The sequence below is a fragment of the Sphingobacterium paramultivorum genome (assembly GCF_014109745.1).
Lineage (GTDB): Bacteria > Bacteroidota > Bacteroidia > Sphingobacteriales > Sphingobacteriaceae > Sphingobacterium > Sphingobacterium paramultivorum.
Genome location: NZ_CP058555.1, coordinates 1,020,877 through 1,043,582, shown reverse-complemented (window position 1 = coordinate 1,043,582; position 22,706 = coordinate 1,020,877). Strand labels below are relative to the sequence as shown.

At 39.8% G+C, this 22,706-nt stretch carries 14 protein-coding genes and 1 riboswitch; of the genes, 8 read left to right on the top strand and 6 right to left on the bottom strand.

The window, feature by feature from the left end; all coding sequences use genetic code 11:
* Positions 1-13 precede the first annotated feature (13 nt).
* Positions 14-2,464: a TonB-dependent receptor gene (locus HS960_RS04235; RefSeq protein ID WP_182331346.1), complete on the bottom strand. Its 2,451-nt coding sequence runs from the start codon at positions 2,462-2,464 to the stop codon at positions 14-16.
* A 343-nt stretch (positions 2,465-2,807) separates the two neighbouring features.
* Here HS960_RS04235 and HS960_RS04230 point away from each other — a divergent pair, with 343 nt between their 5' ends.
* The 4 genes from HS960_RS04230 to HS960_RS04215 all read left to right on the top strand — a co-directional run bounded on the left by HS960_RS04230 (position 2,808) and on the right by HS960_RS04215 (position 8,993).
* Complete coding sequence (locus HS960_RS04230; RefSeq protein WP_182331344.1) at positions 2,808-4,835, top strand: FUSC family protein; 2,028 nt, start codon at positions 2,808-2,810, stop codon at positions 4,833-4,835.
* A gap of 182 nt (positions 4,836-5,017) precedes the next feature.
* A riboswitch (SAM riboswitch) is annotated at positions 5,018-5,130 on the top strand.
* Between the two features lie 255 nt (positions 5,131-5,385).
* On the top strand, positions 5,386-6,696 hold the full coding sequence (locus HS960_RS04225; RefSeq protein ID WP_075993185.1) for an O-acetylhomoserine aminocarboxypropyltransferase/cysteine synthase family protein: 1,311 nt from the start codon (positions 5,386-5,388) through the stop codon (positions 6,694-6,696).
* Between the two features lie 32 nt (positions 6,697-6,728).
* The gene (locus HS960_RS04220; RefSeq protein ID WP_182331342.1) at positions 6,729-7,772 is read left to right on the top strand and encodes a homoserine O-acetyltransferase family protein; all 1,044 of its coding nucleotides are present in this window, start codon (positions 6,729-6,731) and stop codon (positions 7,770-7,772) included.
* A gap of 39 nt (positions 7,773-7,811) precedes the next feature.
* A complete protein-coding gene (locus HS960_RS04215; RefSeq protein WP_182331340.1) occupies positions 7,812-8,993 on the top strand; it encodes a homoserine dehydrogenase in 1,182 nt (393 codons plus the stop codon).
* Between the two features lie 65 nt (positions 8,994-9,058).
* On the opposite strand, the gene HS960_RS04210 is transcribed toward HS960_RS04215, so the two are convergent.
* Positions 9,059-11,389 carry a GH92 family glycosyl hydrolase gene (locus HS960_RS04210; protein ID WP_182331338.1) on the bottom strand — a complete coding sequence of 777 codons (2,331 nt, stop codon included), beginning with the start codon at positions 11,387-11,389 and terminating at the stop codon, positions 9,059-9,061.
* 301 nt (positions 11,390-11,690) lie between these two features.
* Between HS960_RS04210 and HS960_RS04205 the strand changes: the two genes are divergently transcribed.
* A complete protein-coding gene (locus HS960_RS04205) occupies positions 11,691-13,022 on the top strand; it encodes a glucosidase family protein (RefSeq protein WP_182331336.1) in 1,332 nt (443 codons plus the stop codon).
* A gap of 65 nt (positions 13,023-13,087) precedes the next feature.
* On the opposite strand, the gene HS960_RS04200 is transcribed toward HS960_RS04205, so the two are convergent.
* Complete coding sequence (locus HS960_RS04200; RefSeq protein ID WP_228280200.1) at positions 13,088-13,825, bottom strand: GntR family transcriptional regulator; 738 nt, start codon at positions 13,823-13,825, stop codon at positions 13,088-13,090.
* Positions 13,826-13,915: 90 nt separating this feature from the next.
* On the opposite strand from HS960_RS04200, the gene HS960_RS04195 reads away from it, so the two are divergent.
* Genes HS960_RS04195 through HS960_RS04185 form a run of 3 tightly spaced genes read left to right on the top strand, consistent with a single transcriptional unit; the run spans position 13,916 to position 18,387 of the window.
* Positions 13,916-15,253 (top strand): sugar porter family MFS transporter, encoded by a 1,338-nt coding sequence (locus HS960_RS04195; protein ID WP_153846736.1) that lies wholly within the window; start codon positions 13,916-13,918, stop codon positions 15,251-15,253.
* A gap of 50 nt (positions 15,254-15,303) precedes the next feature.
* Positions 15,304-17,058, top strand: a complete 1,755-nt coding sequence (locus tag HS960_RS04190; protein WP_159730828.1) for a class I mannose-6-phosphate isomerase — start codon at positions 15,304-15,306, stop codon at positions 17,056-17,058.
* Positions 17,059-17,088: 30 nt separating this feature from the next.
* A complete protein-coding gene (locus HS960_RS04185; protein ID WP_153846734.1) occupies positions 17,089-18,387 on the top strand; it encodes an amylo-alpha-1,6-glucosidase in 1,299 nt (432 codons plus the stop codon).
* A gap of 373 nt (positions 18,388-18,760) precedes the next feature.
* On the opposite strand, the gene HS960_RS04180 is transcribed toward HS960_RS04185, so the two are convergent.
* The 3 genes from HS960_RS04180 to HS960_RS04170 are packed head-to-tail and all read right to left on the bottom strand — an operon-like array spanning position 18,761 to position 22,546.
* Positions 18,761-20,173: a c-type cytochrome domain-containing protein gene (locus HS960_RS04180; RefSeq protein WP_227550222.1), complete on the bottom strand. Its 1,413-nt coding sequence runs from the start codon at positions 20,171-20,173 to the stop codon at positions 18,761-18,763.
* On the bottom strand, positions 20,170-21,042 hold the full coding sequence (locus HS960_RS04175; protein WP_153846733.1) for a sugar phosphate isomerase/epimerase family protein: 873 nt from the start codon (positions 21,040-21,042) through the stop codon (positions 20,170-20,172). The genes HS960_RS04180 and HS960_RS04175 overlap by 4 nt, the downstream gene beginning before the upstream one ends.
* Positions 21,043-21,046: 4 nt before the next feature.
* Positions 21,047-22,546, bottom strand: coding sequence for a DUF1501 domain-containing protein (locus HS960_RS04170; RefSeq protein ID WP_182331334.1), 1,500 nt, complete (start codon positions 22,544-22,546; stop codon positions 21,047-21,049).
* Positions 22,547-22,706 lie beyond the last annotated feature (160 nt).

Genomic DNA, 22,706 nt, shown 5'->3' with positions numbered 1-22,706 from the left:
ACAACAGTAGCTCCTATTTTTTTAACCGATTATCTTCATCATTATTACCAGCCTTCTTATTGACTGACTTAATATTCATATTACCAAAACGATAAGAAACTGACAATCGGATAACCCGACTATCATATCCATTTCGTATACGATAGTATCCATTTTCCTGATAACTCGACAATCTGCGCTGACCTCTTGTATTCAACACATCATTTACAGCCAACTTTACATTCAATTTTTTGTCAAGAAATGTTTTTCCAGCACCTAGATCGATACCATAGTAAGACTGAAAACTAAATACCCCATATACTGCTGGCGAAAAATAATTGGCTGTCAGCTCCAGATTTGTTGTTTTCCCAATTCGAATATCATGATTGGAACTTACCTGGAAAGATAACTTTTCCAATTGGCGTTGCGCTCCGGAGTGCTCATCAAAACTAAACTTATTATAAAAAGCGCTGGCATTGTTAGAAATACTCCACCATTTAAAAAGCTTAACTGGTATATTGACATTCATGTTGTAATAATCAAAGTAAGCCAGATTTCTATCTGTCTGTGCAATAGCTTTGGTCTCCGAATTGCTTTCTATGACCTGAGTGATGGCATCATTGGTCCTCTTGTAGCCCAAACTCAATAAATAGCGATCTTTAAAGGTATAATTTACTTCATACGAATTGGTATATTGTGGATTTAAATAAGGGTTGCCATACTGATACGTGTATTGATCCAAATAATACACAAAGGGATTCAATGCCCCATAATCAGGACGGTCAATACGTCTGCTATAACTCGCACCAAGCTTGTGATCATCATTAATCTGTTGCTGTACAAATATTGATGGGAAAAAATCGGTATAGGTACGTTTTGTTTGTTGCCCAAGCGTCACCGAGTTTCCTAGGGAGCTTGTATTTTCAACACGCAGTCCAGTTTGTACCGAAAACTTTCCGAATGATTTATTTAGGCTGAAATAAGCTGCAGCTATATTTTCATTATACAAAAACTGATTACTTTGACCATTATTTTGCACAAACTCGCCTTGCTGATCCTGATCTTCGTATAACAAATTATTATCTGTTTTTACACGGCTATATTTTAAGCCCGCCTCAAGTTTCGTCGTTTTATTAAAAGGATGCACAAAATCGGTTTTAAAAACCAAAATTTTGGTCTTAGAAAGCATATCATTCCGGAAAATATTCGGTGATTTAAATTCTTCCCAATTTGCATCCAAAAAACGGTTTCCAACAGTGCTATTGTCATTATTCTTCGAATATGAATAATCCCCATTAACGGTCAATTCAGTCCCTAAGGTATCAAATGTCTTTTTATAGTTAAGATTATAAGTGAGGTAGTGGTATTTAAAATCTGACAAATTGCTTCCTAATACAATCGAATCAAGCTTTCCTTTTTGAGAGGCGATCAGATTGCTTCCCTCGCGTGTTGAATGGCCATTACTTACGTTACCGTTAACCACAAATCCAATGACCTCCTCTTTCCCCAGGTTAAAATCTGCCGCAAATTTGAAATTATGGCCTCGATAGCGGAATTTCGAATAAGAATCCGAATTGAAAAAAGTCGTCCCGATTTTGGTATCTACAGCCCTATCGATATTTAAATCATTAAAGCCTAAGGCATTTGCGTAGTTATAAGAAGAAAATAAGTTCACCCAACTGTTACGATGGTTTACTAGAAAGCCACCATCCGCCTTTGTATATTTACCCTGCCCTAAATTGAGGTTTAAACTAACATTACTTCCAAATTGCGTATTCTTCTTTGTCTTAATATTAATAATTCCTGCATTCCCTGCTGCATCGTATTTTGCGGGTGGATTGGTGAGTACTTCGATCGATGCTATTGCATTGGAAGCTGTATTTTCCAATAATCGCGATACTTCATCTGCAGAAAGATAAGTAGGCTTACCATCAATCATGATAATCACATTACTTTTTCCACGTAGATTGATCTTTTTATTGTCTAAAGTTACCCCTGGAACCTTTTGCAGGAGTTCCAATGCGTTATTCCCTGTTGCCAAAATACTGTTTTCAACATTGAGGACAACTTTATCAAGGTGACTTTCAATCAATGGTTTCTTACCGATCACCTGTGCCTCACTCAGCACTTTACTTTCCACCTGTAAACGAATCGTATCCAGTACCTTGAGATCACCCGCACTCACGACCATTTCAGCAGAACGATAAATAGCATAACCCACCGTGGACACCTGTAGGCTGTACTTCCCTTCGGGTATCGCAGACAACACAATTTCTCCATTTTCGTTGGATAAAGTTCCTTTTAACAAGATATCATTGGGCTTACGAAACAATGAAATATTTGCAGCCACAATAGGCTGATTGTCTTGTCCAACAACGACTGTACGTAATTTTCCCCCGTCAGACTGTGCTGAAACGGGTCCGGCAATAGAAAACAGGAATAAAACAAGAGAAAATAAGAGCAATTTAATTTTTTGTGGTTTCATAATGTAATTTCTTAAGGCTATCGATTGGATAGTCAACTTCATAATAATGACAACAAACCTCGTGTATTCATTACACGTTGACTAGTAGAAATAGATAGATCGTCCGATTCACTCGGTAGACAACCAAATAACATCGGTAAACCATGTCATTCGCTGATCGATGCTAAAGCCGATAAAATCATCCCAGCTAATCTTGAATCTCCAAAAAGCACAGCGCAAGAAAAGCACATCGAATCAAAATAAAAATTCAAAAAATCAACAAAAATCAAAACAAATAAATTGTATACAAAAAATATTAAGCATAATATTTGTATTTTTACATAGAAAATTAGTAAACTGATTAATGAGCACTGTATCATTGAAGAAAAGATTCTACCGTATTTATATCCTTATGATACGATTTATGCATGGCGAGCATTCTGGAGACGCATTACGTAATGTTTCCATCAGCATCTTGCCAAGTTTGGCGATCTACTTATTGGGAGCGCAAGCGAGCACGGCTATTGGAATCGGTGTCGGATCGTTGTTAACAACACTCACAGATCCTCCTGGAAACAGAAAAGATAAACTTTCTTCTGCTCTCGTATGTATTCCCACCTTCTTTGTTGCATCATTGTTTACAGCGATTGTATTTCCGTATCATTGGCCCTTGGTTATACTGCTAGCAGCGGCCGGTTTTATATGTACGTTATACGGTATTTTTGGGGCTCGCTATGCTGCAATTGGAAACATGACATTGATTCTCATGAGTTTTGTGATCGGAATGGCCCCGCAACACCCTTTTGCGGTTAGTTTACAGATTACAACAGGTTCCATTATATACTACTTTTTTAGCCTTTTACAAGCCTATATACAACCTTATCGCTCGCTAAAACATGCGATGGCCAATGGTTTTCATGGATTGTCCCAATTTCTATTGATACGATCACAGTCTTACGATCCCAATATTCCTTTGAATATAACGTACAGTCGCGTAGGCAAAATTCATGGCCTGATCAGCGAACAACAGGAACAAATCAGGTCTCTTCTTTTTCGAGAAAAAAAAATCATAAGTCAACAGTGGCATAAAAGCAATTATTGGCTCAGTCAGGTTTATGGGTTAATTGACCTTCATGAGTTAATTATTGCACTTGATCACGACTATGATGCGATTCGCAAAAATCTTGCAGACACGGGCAGCCTCCCTTTAATTCGTCACACAATCAAATTATTAGCTTTAGAAATTGATAGCTTTTCACAACCTAACAAGAGGTTTCGGTATGCGCATCAATTATATCACAATAACTTTAAAATTAATGCCCTCTTACAGGATTTAAAAGAAATTCAAGAACAGCAGACCGGTCAAGCAAAAAGTATATTATGTTCGATCATAAGCAACATCGAAGCAATTATTGAAGTACTCAGCCGAATTCAGGTAGCTTTTTATCAAAATCAGGAAATTCAGGATAAGATTGACAGCAGTGAGTACCAGCAATTTATCAATCGACCTTTGCGCAATCTTGCTGATCTAAAAAGTAAACTCCATCTGAATAACCCGCTTTTTCGATTTGCAGTTCGGATGGCTCTTCTTTTTGGAACAGGCGCATTGATCGGTATTTTATTTTTGGATTTTAAATATACCTATTGGATCTTACTGACGATCGCTATTGTTGCCAGACCAGCATTTTCAATGACAAAAAAGCGTAATATAGAGCGTATTGTAGGCACATTCTCGGGTATAATAGTTGGTATATTCTGCTTAATTTCTATTCATTTTCTCCCAGCTCTCCTTACCATAGCTGCATTAGGTCTTTTCGGATTCTTTTTGTTCAACCGATCTAATTATATGGTCAGTGTCATCTTTATTACCTTGGGAATTGTGATTGCGCTCAATTTGTTTGAAGGCAATATCAATCTCATTTTAGGCAGCCGAATACTTTTCACACTCATTGGAGCATTCTTGGCTATAGCAGGTTATTTCTTGATCCCCGTACGCCAGAGCACAGGCATGGTTCAGCTGGCAAAAGAGGTATCCCTTTACAACGAGCATTATTTCCAAACCATCAATAACCGTCTGTCGGAAGAGAAACAAAGTTCTTTTGATATACGACTGGCTCGCAAAAAAGCGCAGACTGCCATGGCGCTATTTTCAGACGCTATCAATCAAATGAAAAAAGAACCCGAGCATAAATGGATGGATTGGTCACATATCCACCATTTTCAAGCACTCTCTTATCAGGTCAACTCCCATTTGGTGGGTCTTTCACTATCGTTAAGCAAAAAGACGAATCGCCACCTAGCGTATGATATCCATAGTAGAATTGATGCACTTAAACCTCTTTTAACAGATTTAAATCAAATTGCGGAACGGATCAACTTAAAGAAATCATAATACCCGATTGACAGTTATTTATCCGGTTTCATCCGACGATATGCGATCCCGATCGGTATGTTATTTAAAATTCCTTTAACTAAAAAATAGCTTTTCTTTTGCTTTAATAAAAAAAGAGTTTATATTTGTGTCGTCTTCGAAAGAAGATTTCTAATCAACACCTCCCTTAATCAGTAGGTCTTGATTTATAAAGAAGTGGCGAGAGACTGGCTCAATGACCCACTGGCAACCTTCAATTTGTTTGAAAAGGTGCCAATTCCTGTCCAAAACAATATCGTTTTGGAGCATATAAATGACATAAGACAATGATTATTAAACTACTGAAGTCCATTAAAAATTCAGGTTCAACACAAGTGAACCACACGATAAGCGAAAGTGTAAGTCATCGTACAACTGTATTGATGCGAATGCGTATGCATATGCACTTCCATGCTTGTTAAAAATCATTTCCTTTTTCTTGGATAAAGATTTAACAGACCCTTCAACGAGGTGTGTATGCTTCTCTTTTTACTTAGCAATTTCTTTTTGAACCCTTAAAATCTGATATATTATGTCTTCAAACAAAAATTTAAAATTCGAAACTCTTCAGGTTCACGCTGGCCAAGTCGCTGATCCTACTACGGGATCTAGAGCAGTTCCTATATATCAAACAACATCTTTTGTATTTGAAAATGCCGAACACGGCGCAAACTTATTTGCATTAAAGCAGTTCGGCAATATCTATACACGGATTATGAACCCTACTACGGATGTTTTCGAACAACGTATTGCGGCACTGGAAGGTGGAGTCGCTGCTGTTGCTGTTGCATCTGGCCAGGCGGCACAGTTTATTGCATTAAATAATATCTTGGAAAGTGGTGACAATTTTGTTGCCGGATCCAACTTATACGGCGGTACATTTAACCAGTTTAAAGTTTCTTTTAAACGCCTGGGCATCGAAGCTCGTTTTGCAACGGACGCCGAGGCAGATAAAATTGAAGCCCTCATTGATGATAAAACAAAGGCCATCTATGTTGAAACAATTGGAAACCCAAGTTTCAATATTCCAGACTTTGAGAAAATTGCTGCCGTAGCAAAAAAATATGACTTACCATTAATCGTCGATAATACTTTTGGAGCTGGAGGTTATTTATTTAAACCTTTGGAGTATGGTGCGAATGTTGTTGTTGAATCGGCTACTAAATGGATCGGTGGACATGGTACAAGCATTGGCGGTGTCATCGTCGACGGCGGAAACTACAATTGGGGCAACGGAAAATACCCTCAATTTTCCGAACCATCTGAAGGTTATCATGGCTTAGTTTTTTCCGAAGTTTTCGGTGAAGGCGGACCGTTTGGAAATATTCAATTTGCCATTCGGGCACGTGTGGAAGGGCTTCGAGATTTCGGGCCAGCACTCTCCCCTTTCAATTCATTCTTATTATTACAAGGGCTTGAAACCCTGTCTTTACGGGTGCAACGCCATGTAGACAACACTTTAGAGGTAGCTAAATGGCTTGAGGCGCATCCACAGGTAGAAAAAGTAAACTATCCGGGCTTAAAAAGTTCTCCGAGCTTCGCTAACGCACAAAAATACCTTAAAAATGGCTATGGTGCAGTGCTTTCTTTCCAGCTCAAAGGTGACGCAGCACAAAAGGCCAATAGCTTTATCGACAGCTTAGAATTGATCAGTCACTTGGCCAACGTCGGTGATACGAAGTCATTGATTATCCATCCAGCAGCGACTACTCACCAACAATTGAGTGATGAAGATCAAGCCAATGCTGGAGTGTTCAAAGGTTTATTACGTCTTTCTGTAGGAATAGAACATATTGATGACATCAAAGCTGATTTACAACAAGCTTTTGATAAAATTAAATAATCAGATTTTTTCGGCTTAAACTTAAACGTAAAATGAGTAAGCATATTTATCTGCACCCGGAGCCTTTTGTATTTGAAAATGGAAGAGAGCTTACTGATTTACAAATCAGTTATGAAACATTTGGCAAACCCAATGCAGATCGCAGTAATGTGATCTGGGTTTGCCATGCACTAACGGCTAATGCAGATGTACTGGATTGGTGGTCCGGTCTTTTTGGAACAGGTGAATTGTTTGATTCAAACGATTATTATATTATCTGCGCCAATGTCATAGGATCAGCATATAATAGCAGTAATCCGCTATCTGTAAACCCAGCTACTGGACAGCCCTACTACCTATCTTTTCCTGAATTTACAGTAAGGGATTTGGTCAACGCACATCAATTTCTTGCAGACTACCTGGATATCAAACAAATAGAGATCCTTATTGGGGGCTCATTAGGCGGTCAACAAGCATTGGAATGGGCCGTATCGCACAGTATAGCCATCAACCATCTAATCGTCGTTGGAACAAATGCCGTCCATTCACCATGGGGTATTGCATTCAATGAAAGTCAACGTCTTGCCATCACAACTGATCGAACCTTTTACGCCAATCATCCCGATGGCGGAGCTAAGGGTTTAAAAGTTGCACGCGCTATGGCACTGTTGTCTTACCGCAACTATACAACGTATGCCAACACACAAAAGGAGGATGATAACGAAAAACTCGATCATTATAAAGCATCCTCCTATCAAAACTATCAGGGTGAAAAATTGGTGAAACGCTATAATGCGTACAGCTATTACTTCCTAACCAAAGCAATGGACAGCCATAATCTAGGTCGGGGAAGACGATCTATCGAATCCGCTTTAGCGAGCATCGACTGTCCAACTTTAGTATTGAGCGTCAATACAGATTTGTTGTTTCCTCCACAAGAGCAACAATTCATCGCTCAACATGTTCCGAATGCCCACTATCAGGAGATTGAATCTACCTATGGCCACGATGGATTTTTGATCGAAACAAAAAAACTCACAAAAATCATCAGCAACTTTCTGCGGGAACAAAAAGAATACCTAAACGAATTAGTATAAGAGAATAAATAATATATATAAGAGAATTTAAGAAGAGATATGAGTAATAAATTAACAATAGGGATGTTTGGGTTTGGTGTAGTAGGCCAAGGTCTTTACGATATCATCAAAACCAAAAATCTTAATCTGGAGATCAAAAAATTTGTCATTAAAAACGGAGATAAAAAGCGCTCGCTACCAGCAGATCTATTTTCTACCGACGCGGAAACAATTTTAGGTGACCCAGAAATTAACACTGTTGTCGAACTAATAGATGATGCCGAAGCAGCCTATCAACTAACTGTTCGTGCCTTGAAATCGGGAAAAAATGTGGTATCTGCCAATAAAAAAATGATTGCCACCCATTTGGAAGAGCTGGTTGATATCCAACATGAATATGGCACCAGTTTATTGTATGAAGGTGCCGTTTGCGGAAGTATTCCTATTATACGGAATTTAGAAGAGTACTATGACAATGAATTACTTCATTCTGTCAGCGGTATTTTTAATGGATCTTCCAACTATATTTTATCTAAAGTTTTCAATGAAAACCAGCAATATACAGACGCTTTAAAGAAAGCGCAAGAACTTGGTTTTGCAGAAACAGATCCAACCCTGGATGTAGGTGGATTTGACCCAAAATTTAAAGTATGTATTGTTGCTTCCCATGCGTACGGAATCTATGTCAAACCAGACGATGTCTTTAATATTGGTATTGACAAATTGGGACAGCAAGATATTCGTTTTGCTAAAGAAAAGAACCTCAAGATCAAATTGATACCAACAGCAAAAGAGATCGATGGCAACAAAGTTGTACTTTATGTATTACCACGCCTAGTAGGCAAAGAGAGCATGCTCTATAATGTAGAAAATGAGAACAATGGTGTATTGGTAAAAGCTGCCTTTGCAGACGAGCAATTTTTCTATGGTAAAGGAGCAGGTGGACACCCGACGGGCTCTGCTGTGCTATCGGATATCGCTGCCCTTCGCTATGGATACCGTTATGAATATAAAAAACATTTAGAATCCAGCACATTAAATTATAGCCAAGATTATTTAATTAAGGTTTATTTGAGATACACAGATGATACACTGATTGAAAAGTTAAATTTCAGTGAAATCACAGAACGATATTACGCACCAGATTTCAAATATGTCATAGGACATATTAATCTTCAACAAATCGCAGCTCACAAAGCTGATTTGGATCAAGAGGGCAATTTTATTGCTGAAATCGCGTAGGCAATCAACAAACCAACCTACCTTGAAAATAGCCCCGAATGGGGCTATTTTTTTATTGCTTAAATTTAGTTGCCTTTCAACTTGAGGTCTAAAATCCCACCTTCTACCAGGCGTTCAAAAGGAAGCTGCCAACCTTTCCACAGGCAGTTATTCAACCTAACCTGATCAACAATATAACTATTGGGCTGCTCTTTCTTCACCTGAATGATAAATTTACTTTTTCTTAATTTCTCCGGTAATTGTATCGTTACCCGATCGAAAAGTGGCGCGCCAATCTGAAGTGCGGGTTTCTCGGTGGTGAGACTTCTGACATCGAATAGACCGATACTCGACAAGACATACCACGCTCCAAGCTGTCCTTGGTCTTCGTCTTGTCCGTAGCCATAGCCATGTATTGCATCATTACCATAAAACTCCTTGCAAATTGCCCGTACCCATTTCTGACTTAAATCAGGTCTACCAGAAAAATAGAACAGCCAAGAGATATGCAGGTTCGGTTGATTACCATGATTATAAAGACTTTCAATCCCTGCGAAAGCGTCAATTTGTGTACCACCTCCAAACACATTCTTCTGCGACACGGTAAAAATACTATCCAACCGCTGATTAAACAGATCCTTTCCAACCAGTTTAACCAATTCTTGTGGGACATGCGGAACATAGAAGGTATACTGCCAAGCATTTCCCTCCTGAAATCCACGCCATGGTTCATACGGGTTAAAGTTTGAAATAAATCGTCCAGTACTATCCTTTGGTCGCATAAACTTCGTCGTGGTATCATACAGATTGCGCCATCCATCGGATAATCCCTGAAATTTAATGTAGTCTTTTTGGTGTCCCAATGATTTTGCAAATTGTGCGGCTGCACCGGCAGAAAAAGCATATTCCAAGGTATGCGAAGCACCAAAAGGAGATCCATTGGTCATTAATTCGGGACTACCATTATCATCTTTTATATAGGGTGAATAGCCCTTGCGAACGAAAACTCCTACATCTAACTTTCCTGCTCCAGGCAGTCGGTCCTTCGCTTCCAATTCATTTTTACGCACCGCAGCATAGGCAAGATTCACATCATAGTCACGAATACCCACATTATACGCCGCTGCAATTGCCAAACCTGTAAAATTAGTCCCTACACCCGAAACGTATTTACTGTTGGCAATACCGTCTCCTAACCAACCTGCATCGCGATAGACCAACAATTGACTCTGAATCCAGTCGTTGTAATAGTCCGGATAAGCAATAGACCATAACTGTGTCAAATTCCAAAATGCACCCCAGATCGCATCGGTATTATAATGATGATGAATAGGTTGCCCCTGTTTATTTAGAGCAATCTGCCCTACCGAGCCATCATTTTTGGGATATGCACCATTGACGTCGCTTGCAAGCCCACGACCAAGTAAAGCATGATACAATCCAGTATAAAATTTAATGCGGTCGTCGACTTTGCCCCCTTCCACCAAAATTCTTCCCAGTTCACTATTCCAGGTTTTCAAGGCATTTCTCTTTGCAGTATCAAACGACATATCCTTTGCTTCTTTAAGCAAATTCAGTTGTGCATTTTCCACAGATGTATAAGACAAACCGGTCTTGACTTCGATAGATTCCCCTACTTGGGTATCAAATTTCAGGAACAAGCCTGCCCCCTTTCCTTTTATACGGCTATGTTGATCGAAAGTCGTGGAATCTCTAAATGTTCCAAAAGATTTAGGCTGTTTGTTTATCTCCGCGAAGAAAAACATCTTAACATGAGCACCCTGCTGATATTTTTGTACGTATACAGGATTGGTAACCACATATCCCCAGACGTGCTGTTTGTCATAATTCACTTCAGCATCAACGACTGGGCCACTTTCCCCCATAACATGGCCAATATCGAAAATAAGGTTGGCTTCTTCAGTTTTTGGGAAAGTATACCGATGAAAACCGACGCGCTTGGTTGAAGTGAGCTCCGCAAGTATATTATAATCTTTTAACTTGACGCGGTAATAGCCAGAAGTAGCAAACTCATCTTTCTTATCGAAAGCAGAACGATAGCCGCTTTGTGGACGATCAAGTTGACCAGGAGTTGTCTTCAATTTTCCAACGGACGGTGCAAATACCACTCCGCCTACCTGGAATTCGTGAAAATTAGCGAATCCTTCTATTGACCCATGCCTATCATCGTACCCCACAGCTTCCCAGCCCGACTTGTTCCCATAGCTTCCATTTGTGCTCGGAGCGAGCTTAGCCATTCCAAAAGGTACTGCTGCTGGTGTATAAAAGAAATACCGGCTATGGACGGATCCAATATTAGGTTTTACAAAAACGGTCAAATCTGTTTTCTGCTGTGCGAAAACAGCTGCCGTACTAACAAATAAACTACAAAAATAATAAATGATACGCTTTACCATTGTTCTCAATTAGGTTCTACAGCAAACTTACAAAAAAATAGAGTATGTATAAACATGAGTTCTGTTTTCTTACTCAATTTAACTACGGAAAAGGCTTCACCACAATACCTAAATTTGTAAAATTTTAAATACTAACCAAATAAAACGTTATTAAAACTTAAATACTGACATTTTTCCATAACTTTGATTGTACATACATACTAAAAACATAACCAGTAAATAAATTCAAAAAAAATACACATTGGACGGCTGATCTTTGATCAAAAGCCCTGAAGTAGATGAAAATTACAATAAAACCACAATGAAAAAAAACAGCACATTTTTTAGTCTAATACTTCTGTTACTCGGAACCCAACTATCAGCACAACAAACAAAACCCGACGGTATAACTCAACTTAAGTTGGCAAAAAGCATTCTAGCGGATCAAAACTTAAAATATGTCGACAGCCTTGCCCGAGAGGTCATCAAAGAAGGTTTCAATGCGGGAAGTGGCTACTCACAAATTTGGGCCAGGGATCTCAATACATTTATTGAAACCGCATTGGAAGAGCGGTCCCAAGCGGACATTAGAGGAGCCATTTTAGTATTCTTTCAGATGCAACAGCCCAATGGTGAAATGGTAGACGGCTATGTCCTTAAGAAGGATTTTACCTGGCATGATGATACACCTTATTATTCAGAAAATGCGCCAGGCCATGTTGGATTTAAAAATACAGTAGAAACAGACCAGGAAACGTCACTCATCCAACTGCTTGGTAAATATATCCGGAAAACAAAGGATTACAGTATCCTGGAGGAGTCTATCGGTGGAATTTCTGTAAAAGATCGTATCCAACTCATGTTGGATTATTTGAAAAGAGAACGGTTCAACCACAAGTATCAATTGCTTTGGGGTGCGATGACAGCAGATTGGGGAGATGTGCAACCCAACGATAGCTTTGGTTGTGACTGGAATGAGCTCTCCAATGAGGCGATAGATATTTATGACAACGCGATGTTTATTATTGCATTGCAGACATTGATTGATATCCAGCCCAACTCTCCGAAGGTGACAGAATGGAAGGGATTAAAAAAGAGTCTCGAAACAAACAGTAGACGTCATTTATGGGATAAGAAAAAACAAAAATTCATCCCTCATATCTACCCTAAGACATCTCCTATCCCAAAAGGATTTGATGAAAATACGATCCATTATCATGGGGGCACCGCCATCGCTATAGAAGCCGGGTTACTTTCCGATTCAGAAATAAAAACAGTCAATACGCAAATGCTGGAAAACGTCCGGTTATCGGGCATGCCGAGTATTGGATTGACCTTATACCCAACCTATCCAGTTGGATTTTTCATCGGAGGAATGGCTCAGCCTTACCAATACCAAAATGGTGGTGATTGGACCTGGTTTGGCGGACGGATGATCCAGCAACTCGTTTTAAACGGTTTTTATCAAGAAGCCTATGCAGAACTCCAACCGATGATCGATCGGGTTGTGAAAAACAAAGGATTTTACGAATGGTATGGTCAAAATAACGTCCCTAGCGGATCAGGGAAATTCAAAGGTTCTGCAGGAGTACTTAGTAAAGCAATAGCGCTCCTAGAAAGCTGGGCAGAAACTACCGTAGAAAAGAATCATTAAAAGAATAAATAAATTAGATATTCACTCATCCACTTGATCAATTCAAAAAGGATGAGTGAATTTACTTAATAATCTCTTCTGCTTTCAACTGTATAGGTAAAACTTTCCGCACGGTAGAACCCTAAATTATATTCAATTGGCTTTCCAGATTGGTCAAATACAAAGCGCTTGCGGGACAAAATAGGATCACCGATATTAATCTCCAATTTATCCGCTATAAATTTATTTGCAGCCATTGCATCCAACTCTTCCTGAGAAAGATCTGCAACGACATGATAATCTGCTTCTAAGATCTCATATAGAGGTCTCTTAAAATCTTCATCGCCGTTTAAACCTATACGCGGATGGAAATAAGAGATAAAATAAACAAATGGGTCATCTTTCTTTCCTCTCAAACGTTCTAGTTTTAATAGCTTCTGATCCTCATCTACATTAAAAAACTTCGAAACAGCTTTATCCGGAACAACCCAGCTGACGTGAAGCTCAAAATTCTTCACCTCAATCCCACGATTTTTCATCTCTTGTGAGAAACTCAACCAATTTTTGGATTTTGAACTGAATTTAGAACTAGTCACCTTCGTTCCTATCCCCTTCTTTCTAATTAGCAGCTCCTCATATACCAGTTTATTGATCGCTAAACGCAAAGTAGAACGGGAAATTGCCAATCTTTTTGCTAATTCAATTTCATTGGGTAATAATTTCCCCTCTATATATTCAGGCTGCTTAATTAATTCGCGTAACAAATTCTCAGCTTGTATATGCAGCGGAACAGGACTTTTATGATCTATTTTTAAATTCATCATTTGGATTGCTTGTGCTAAAATAAGATTTTTTGCATAATTAAAAAAATAGATATATGTTTGTATGTATATACATATTAATATAAACCGCAGATGTCAAAGAAATTTATCATCATTTTATGTATCGTTTCAATTGGAGGACTCCTTTTCGGTTTCGATATGGCTGTAATTGCAGGTGCTTTGCCGTTGGTGAAGCAATTTTTCGGACTATCTCCTGCTCAAGAGGGCGTTTTTGTCAGTTCAGCTTTGCTAGGCTGTATTGTTGGTGTATTTTTCACAGGACCATTAACAGATAAATACGGCCGAAAACCCGCCTTTATTACTGCGGCCCTGCTTTTTTTATTCTCAGCAATTGGCTGTGGATTCAGTCCTTCTTACAGCATATTGATTGCAAGTAGAAGCATTGGGGGCCTTGGTGTTGGAATAGCCTCAATTGTTGTGCCCTTATATCTTGCGGAAATATCGCCAAGCAAATTTAGAGGAAGATCAGTCACCTGTTATCAACTCGCTATTACATTCGGTATCCTATTTGCCTATATCAGCAATTACTTGATTCTTGAATATACCTCCACCCAGCAAAATGAACTGTGGCGAACTATGTTTTTAGTTGGCGCAATACCGGCTTTATTGTTATGCATTGGAGTTTACTTTATTCCTGAAAGTCCGCGTTGGCTTTCTAAAAATGGACGAAACACTGAAGTTGCAGCGATCAGTGCCACATTAGGACTATCGGATATACAAGAGGTTAGCAATGTTTCCTCGAAAGGAAATCTACGTGATCTGTTCTCTCCTATTTATCGCAAGGCCTTTCTATTGGGCCTCTTCCTCCCTTTATTTTCACAACTCAGTGGAATCAACGCAATTGTTTATTATGGTCCGAGCATATTGCTTGAATCAGGTATTTCATTAAACAACTCCTATCATGCCCAGTTATTCTTTGGAGCTGCCAATGTGCTATTTACTTTCTTCGCAATCTGGAAGGTTGATAATTGGGGTAGACGTCCCTTATATCTTTTGGGAACTGTAGGTGCTACCCTGAGTTTGCTGGTTACTGGTTATCTTTTTAATCAAGGTCAAGTCAATAATATCGCATTGATTATCGCTATACTTTCCTTCTTATTTTTCTTTGCTTTTTCCATTGGCCCACTAAAATTTGTCGTCGCAGCCGAAATCTTCCCAAATGCCATCCGGGCTCGCGCCATGGGTATCAGTATTATGGTGATGTGGATTTCCGATGCTATCGTGGGACAGCTAACTCCCATTCTTCTCGCTTCCTGGGGCGCCCGCTATACGTTCTGGTTGTTTGCATTTTTCTGTGCCATCGCATTCCTTGTTGTACTTGGATTCCTGCCAGAAACGAAGGGCAAACCTTTGGAGGAGATCGAAAAATTCTGGATTGAAAAACACAACAAAAAATCAACAAACAAGTAAGCAAAAGCTATTTACTCCAACATCATTCATTTGCAATAAATTACATCAATATGTATTCTAATACTCAAACAAAACCTTTTCAGTACGAAATCGCTCCGACGTTTCCAGTTCAAGGAACATTATCAAATTCCTACCCGAATCTTGTCGCACATCTCATTACACATAATATACATAGCATTGATGGTTTTGTAGGTGTTAACTGGGGCACAATCATCCCCAACCTGAAGCAAGAATTTGAAAGACAGGGCGTAGCCGCACGATTTATTGCGATGGATTCTGCTTTAAAATCGGAATCAGCCATCCAGGATATTGTCTCTCCCTACCTAGGCGGCAATGACCCATTGTTCGGAAAAAAGGCCGGGATTCAGCTCATTGAATACTTTGATACCGAAAAACTAGCGGATTTTCAATCAATACTAGCGAACTCCGATTCAAAACAAGGTAAGTATACCATCTTTTACGGTCCTGGAGCATCATTAGTCGATACGTCTAGTCAGCTGATGTATATTGATTTGCCCAAAAATGTGCTTATTCAACGCATGCGTGCGGGCAAAGCTTTAAATTTAGGCTGTTCAACACAAACCAATCAAAAGGAAACCTATAAGCGTTACTATTTTGTCGACTGGGAAATATTGAACCGACATAAAAGATCCATCTTGTCCCGTGTCGAAATTCTTGCGGATCAACAATCGTCCCACAGCTTACCATGGATTACGGGGAAGGATCTACGCGATACATTGCAAACCATGTCCCAAAATTACTTCCGCGTACGACCAACTTTTGAACCCGGAGTATGGGGTGGACAGTGGATGAAAGAGCACCTTACAGGCATCGATCAGGATGTCAAAAACTATGCGTGGTCCTTCGAAATGATTGTCCCCGAAAATGGTATTTTGCTCGAAGCAGATGGACATATACTCGAAATTTCATTCGATCAATTGATGTTTCAAGAAAGTGCCAATGTACTCGGTCATGCACAGCAACGTTTCGATGTCGAATTCCCAATACGCTTCAATTTTCTGGACACCTTTGATGGTGGCAACCTATCCATTCAATGTCACCCCAGTCCAGCTTATGCAAAAGCAGAATTTGGAGAAAACTTCACACAGGACGAATCATATTATATCGTTGATAGAAAAGAGGACGCGCAAGTGTATCTGGGCTTTCAGCAAACAATTGATGCAGACAAATTTCGCTCCGCTTTAGAAGAGAGCTTCCACAGCGGAATAGCTATGGATATCGAGCAATACGTTCAAAAATTCGAATCCAAGAAACACCAGTTATATTTGATTCCACATGGTACCGTACATTCTTCCGGCGTGAACAATCTCGTGCTCGAAATCAGTGCAACACCTTATAATTATACCTTTAAAATGTACGACTGGGTGCGTCCCGATTTAGATGGGAAACCACGTCCATTAAATATTGATAGAGCATTCGCTAACCTCAATTTTAGCCGGAAAGGTGATGTCGTAAAAAACACACTGCTAGCTCAGCCCAGTGAAAAAGTCCTTGATGCGCAAACAACAAGAATACATTTGCCAACGCATGAAGATCATTTCTACGATGTTTTTAGATACGAATTCGATCAGGATGTTTCGATTGAAACGCAGGGACAATGCCATATCATGATGCTTGTCGAGGGTGAGGCAATTGAGCTGACGACAGCAAATGGCATGAAGAGGGTCTTCCATTATGCCGAGACTTTTGCCGTTCCTGCTGCTGCTGGGTCCTATACATTGCGTAATTTAGGAAACGGTAAGGCAAAGGTTATCCAATCTTTTGTCAAAGAATCCAAATGTTAATCAAACCATTTATTATAAACAAACAGCACAATGAGAACTATATTTTTTGCATTATCTTCATCGCTCCTATTACTGTCCTGCCAAAACCCGGGCAGTAAAGCATCTACGAACAATTTACAAGACAGCATCCAAAAAGATAGCAGCTTCCATATTGTCAAAGATATGGCTACGAACATCATCAAAAGCGGATTCAATGCGGGGGATGGATACAGTGAGGTATGGATTAGAGACTACAATACATTTATCACCTTAGCAACAAAAGTACATCCCCATGAACAGATCAAAGATCAATTGGCTTTGTTCTTTAAACTACAAGGCCCTGATGGTAATATTGCCGATGGTTTTGTCAAAAAGTCCAGCTTAAAAAATGGCGTATCGGACTATTACACAATCACCAGTACCTTGGCTCCTGATTATGCTGCACATAAAAACACCGTTGAAACAGACCAGGAATCCTCTTTAATTCAAGCGGTACACAAATATATCGTTGCTACTAAAGATAAGGCTTTTCTCAATGAAAAAATTGGTGATGCAACTGTAAAGGATCGCATGGAACGTGCTTTGCAATTTTTATTGGACAAACGTTATAATGATACTTATGGTTTACTTTGGGGTGCAACCACGGTTGATTGGGGCGACGTTCAACCCGAGCATGACTGGGGTGTCCATCTAGATGAAAATTCGCATATTGCTTTGGACATCTACGACAATGCGATGTTTTTGATCGCCCTTGACAACTACATGGATCTACTTCCTGAGAAAAAAGAAAAATGGGGAAAAATCAGAGCTTCCATAGCAAGTAATACCATGAAACACCTTTGGGATGAAAAGAACCAAAAGTTTATTCCCCATATTTATATCAAAGGCTCTCCATTTTCGGCTGATTTTGATGAAAATCAAATCTATTATCATGGTGGAACAGCTATCGCTATTGAGGCGAATTTACTCAGCAAAGAGCAAATAAAAGTTTCATTGGATAAAATGATTAAAAATGTAAAAGACGCTGGTGCGGCAACAATTGGACTTACCGTGTACCCAACTTATCCTGCAGGTTCATTTAAAAACAAAGGCATGTATCCGTATGGTTATCAAAATGGTGGGGACTGGACCTGGTTCGGTGGGCGTATGATTCAGCAGCTCGTTAAAAATGGTTTTCAACAGGAAGCTTATGAGCAAATACAGCCGATGCTTGCCCGTGTTATCAAAAATAAAGGTTTTTATGAATGGTACACAAAAGATAACAAACCAGAGGGTTCAGGAACTTTTAGAGGTGAAGCAGGTGTGCTTTACGATGCGATCGAATTACTAGAACATGCTGGAACTAAATAAAAACAGCTTATCGCGATGTAAAAAGAGCAGCAGGAAATTTGCAGTGCCCCCAAAAAGTTAGACACTTTCTGGGGGCATTTTTTCTGAAAGTGTCTAATCTTATTGGCCAAAAAGAACCTTCAGTTTGCTTTCATTGCTGTTGGTGTCTACGAAGTCATGAAGGTTTTATTTGAAATCCTCACCTTAGCATTCCTATTTTATATTACGCTAAAGCCTTTTCCGCATTCTCCTTTGTATACTCGCTTCCTATCCGCCAAAATATCCTGTTTATTTCCCTTAAATTACTTGCCTATGTCGCCAAGTTGTTAAATTGGACAAGAGTATTATTTGGATCGCGGATTTTCATCGTGTAGTCAACAGGTCCAATAACAGCTTAAAACCTGATTGTATCGGTTTCAATAAAAGGCAAACTATAATTACCAGTATCTACCTTAATCTTAGCATTCAACTGCTTTATCGCAGCGACTTCCTGATTTACGATCTTATACAGATATACGTTCTTTAAGTTTGGAAGCTCGTTCAGTTTTGATAACCCTTTTGATGTAACTTTTGTTCCTGTCAGATTCAAATACGTTAATTTTGACAGGCCTTTCAGCTGGCTCAATCCAGCATCGGAAATTTTTGTATTTTCCAGATGTAGACGGGAAAGAATTGGCATTGCCGAAAATGTTGAAAAAGCAAGATCCGTAACAGCCGTATTTCCTAATTTCAGCTGTACAATATTATCCTTAATGGCTAACAATTCCTGTAGGTCCTTATCATTAAATTGAGGATAATTAATCGCATTAACCAACACGAAGTTATTATCTCTTGCAACTTGGATGATCTTAATACCCTTAGCCTGCCAAGCATCAACTTTATCTTTTGGCAAAGCTGGTGCTGCTGGTAGATCAGCATACAATACAGCAGACACCTCTTTTTCCCCTCTTTCCAATTTTTTCAACAAATGAGCTATTTCCTCCGTTTGTGGTATTTCATGCACTTTTTTATCAAAATTGGCTCCTTGATCAATCCACCAGGCAATCAGTTTTATCTGATCAGCGGTTATCGGTGTACGACCTTTAGGTGGCATACGTTTCTTATGTCCCTCGGGCAACACCAACCGGGCATATAATTCACTCTTTTTCGAATCATTTGCATTTAGTACTGTGCCGTTCTCTCCTCCTTTTAACAAATTCTCTTTTGTATCCAATGCCAGCCCCCCTTCCTGCTTTCTTTGCCCGTGGCAGCTTTGACAACGCTGTTTTAGAATAGGTTGAATAATTCCCATATAGGCTTCTGCTTCCTGCGCATTTTGAACGATAAGAACCTCCTCTTTATCTTCTTCCGCTTTAAACAGCTTTTTAAGTGCTACTGGCATAGCTTCCACAAAGTAACCCTTTCCATGTGTCAGTGTTCCACCGTAGTGTCCGGTCACCCCAATCAAGAGCACCAGGATGAAAAAAAGCCAAAAGCGAAATGCACCAGGAGATTCTTTACGATAAAGAAACCAAAGCAACAAACTACTGATAGCCACGGCAATTCCCAGCCACTTGTGATAGCTCAGTACATCCTCCTCATAACCTCCATTTCGTGAAAGCAGATAACCCGACAAAGCAGCTACTATAGCAGCGATTGTCCCTAGGAATAAGGAGAGCTTAATAGCAGGCAAATACATATCCCCGCCTTTAAACTGAATCCTAATTGCCATAACAAAAGCCAACAATAATATGCCGATCGGTAGATGGACCAAAAGCGGGTGAAATCGTCCCAAAAAGCCCAATAATTCATCAAAGAAAACTATCATTCTTTATATCTGTCTTTGAGTAAATGCAACATATAAACATTGATTGACCATTGATCGGCCACCGGTTGTTGTGTAAACGGTAATGTGGGTAAATAACCTGCTGGACCAAACTCGGTCGTTATGGTTAATAACTTCATCCCATTTTCCTTGTGTTTAGCAACAACTTTATCCCACCAGGTCAAATGTTGCGCAACAATACTCTTCCATTCAGGAGCCGCAGGGTCATTGACTTGTGGTCCTTCAGGATGCCCAATTCGTGCGTGAATGTGCTCCGTTCTGGAAAGTGCCTTTGTTACAGCCTCGGTCTGATCAGAAAGCATTGATTCGTGTACATTGCACCAATGCGAGATATCCAACGCAAGTTGTAAGGTCGGAATCTTCTCTAAATATTCTATTGTCACATGAGCTGCAAAACTAAATCTTCCGCGATGGGTCTCATGATAAACGGGGATGTGGTACTTATTTTTAGCCGCATCTGCAAGCTCAATTAATGTTTTATTCTGCTCAAACGAGTAATAATCTTTACCTGTATGGCAATTGATATAATCGGGTTTCAGCTGTGCTGCTTCATCCAAATTACGCTTAAAACTTTGTTTATATTCCTCATAAGTTCCGCCCGATCCGCCTGAAAGCAATCCTAAACTCAATCCATATTTATGTAATGCATCGATCATCTCCTTGCGCTCATTTGGACTACCAGGTAACCAGGATTCAACACCATCGTAACCAGCATTTTTCACCCGGAGACAGAACGTATCCCAGGAATCGCTATTTCCCCAATTGGTGCAATAATATTTGATGTGTAACTGCTGGGCAGTCATAGATAGAAAACTGCTCATAAATAAAATTAATACTAGAAGTTGTTTCATATTTTTAAATTATAGCTTGAATAAGTTCACCCTCCACATCTGTCAATCGGAATGGCCTTCCTTGAAAATCGTACGTAAATTTCTCATGATCAAAACCCAAAAAGTGGAGCATGGTCGCATGGACATCGTGTACAGAACTACGCCCTTCTACCCCAGCGAACCCAATATCATCGGTTTGACCGTAACTTATACCATTACGAACTCCCCCACCTGCCATCCAGATGGTATAGGCGTCTGTATGATGATCGCGTCCCAGGAATGGCATATCGCTGTTGTCCCTATTTTCTTGCATCGGTGTACGTCCAAATTCCCCTCCCCACACGACTAGTGTTTCTTCCAGCAAACCACGTTGTTTTAGATCCATAATCAATGCGGTCATTGGTCGATCAATCTCCCGGCATTTATTTTTAAAGCCAAGATCAATCGAATCTGCGGGATTTGTACCGTGACTATCCCAACCCCAATCAAATAACTGAACGAATCGTACCCCCTGTTCTACGAGTTTCCGAGCCAAGAGGCAATTATTGGCAAACGATTCTTTACCCGGCTCAGTTCCATACAATTCGTGAATATAAGCAGGTTCATTATTGATGTCCATCACTTCAGGAACTGCAACCTGCATTTTATAAGCCATCTCATATTGTGCAATCCGCGACAAGGTTTCTGGGTCTTTAAAGGTATCGTATTCTGTTTTGTTGACGTTATTTATGGCATCAATCAAATCACGCTTCATATCCCTTCCCATTCCTTCAGGATCGGCAATATGCAATACGGGGTCACCCTTTGAACGACATTGAACGCCTTGGTATACCGATGGTAAAAATCCACTTCCCCAGACACTTTTTCCTGCATCCGGTGTTTTACCTCCCGATGTTAACACAACAAATCCGGGTAAATTGCTATTTTCAGATCCCAGACCATAAGTTACCCATGAACCAATGCTTGGCCGGCCGAGACGGGCACTTCCCGTATGCATAAACAATTGCGCTGGACCGTGATTGAACTGATCGGTATGCACGGCCTTCAGAAAACTCACTTCATCAACAACTTTACTAAAGTGAGGCAAATGATCTGATACCCAAGCCCCACTTGCTCCATACTGTTTAAAAGTAGCTTGTGGCCCCAACATTTTTGGAATCCCACGAATAAAGGCAAATTTCTTTCCCGCGAGTAAGGACTCTGGGCAAGGTTGATTATGTAATTTCTGTAATGCAGGCTTGTAATCAAATAACTCCAATTGCGACGGAGCGCCGGCCATATGCAGATAAATTACACTTTTAGCCTTACCTGGGAAATGAGGAGGCTTGGGTACCAGTGGATTGAGTGCATTCAGATCCAACTTTTCTGCTGATTTTGACTGTCCCCATCCATTACAACTCGTCAACAAACTCCCCAAAGCAATACCTCCGATACCTGCCACACAATCCTTTAGAAAATGTCTTCTTGTGACAGCCTGCAATTCAAATTGTTGCGCTTCTTCTATTAGCTTATTTAGATCTTTCATCTGACTATCATTACGTATGAACGGGCTGTGTCGCTAAATTTTTAGTCCGCAGCTTTAGCTCATTTCGGTTTATATTCTTATTATTTCATAGGCCTTACCCTTCTTAACAAAAGACTTCGTTTTCACACGAAAGCCCTTATTCAGAAGTATCATTCCATAT

Excerpts from the sequence above, each read along its gene's own strand:
- HS960_RS04190 (WP_159730828.1), top strand. The coding sequence starts at position 15,304 with ATGTATTCTAATACTCAAACAAAACCTTTTCAGTACGAAATCGCTCCG.
- HS960_RS04230 (WP_182331344.1), top strand. The coding sequence starts at position 2,808 with ATGAGCACTGTATCATTGAAGAAAAGATTCTACCGTATTTATATCCTT.
- HS960_RS04205 (WP_182331336.1), top strand. The coding sequence starts at position 11,691 with ATGAAAAAAAACAGCACATTTTTTAGTCTAATACTTCTGTTACTCGGA.
- HS960_RS04235 (WP_182331346.1), bottom strand. The coding sequence starts at position 2,464 with ATGAAACCACAAAAAATTAAATTGCTCTTATTTTCTCTTGTTTTATTC.
- HS960_RS04200 (WP_228280200.1), bottom strand. The coding sequence starts at position 13,825 with ATGATGAATTTAAAAATAGATCATAAAAGTCCTGTTCCGCTGCATATA.
- HS960_RS04210 (WP_182331338.1), bottom strand. The coding sequence starts at position 11,389 with ATGGTAAAGCGTATCATTTATTATTTTTGTAGTTTATTTGTTAGTACG.
- HS960_RS04195 (WP_153846736.1), top strand. The coding sequence starts at position 13,916 with ATGTCAAAGAAATTTATCATCATTTTATGTATCGTTTCAATTGGAGGA.
- HS960_RS04185 (WP_153846734.1), top strand. The coding sequence starts at position 17,089 with ATGAGAACTATATTTTTTGCATTATCTTCATCGCTCCTATTACTGTCC.
- HS960_RS04180 (WP_227550222.1), bottom strand. The coding sequence starts at position 20,173 with ATGATAGTTTTCTTTGATGAATTATTGGGCTTTTTGGGACGATTTCAC.
- HS960_RS04175 (WP_153846733.1), bottom strand. The coding sequence starts at position 21,042 with ATGAAACAACTTCTAGTATTAATTTTATTTATGAGCAGTTTTCTATCT.
- HS960_RS04220 (WP_182331342.1), top strand. The coding sequence starts at position 6,729 with ATGAGTAAGCATATTTATCTGCACCCGGAGCCTTTTGTATTTGAAAAT.
- HS960_RS04170 (WP_182331334.1), bottom strand. The coding sequence starts at position 22,546 with ATGAAAGATCTAAATAAGCTAATAGAAGAAGCGCAACAATTTGAATTG.
- HS960_RS04215 (WP_182331340.1), top strand. The coding sequence starts at position 7,812 with ATGAGTAATAAATTAACAATAGGGATGTTTGGGTTTGGTGTAGTAGGC.
- HS960_RS04225 (WP_075993185.1), top strand. The coding sequence starts at position 5,386 with ATGTCTTCAAACAAAAATTTAAAATTCGAAACTCTTCAGGTTCACGCT.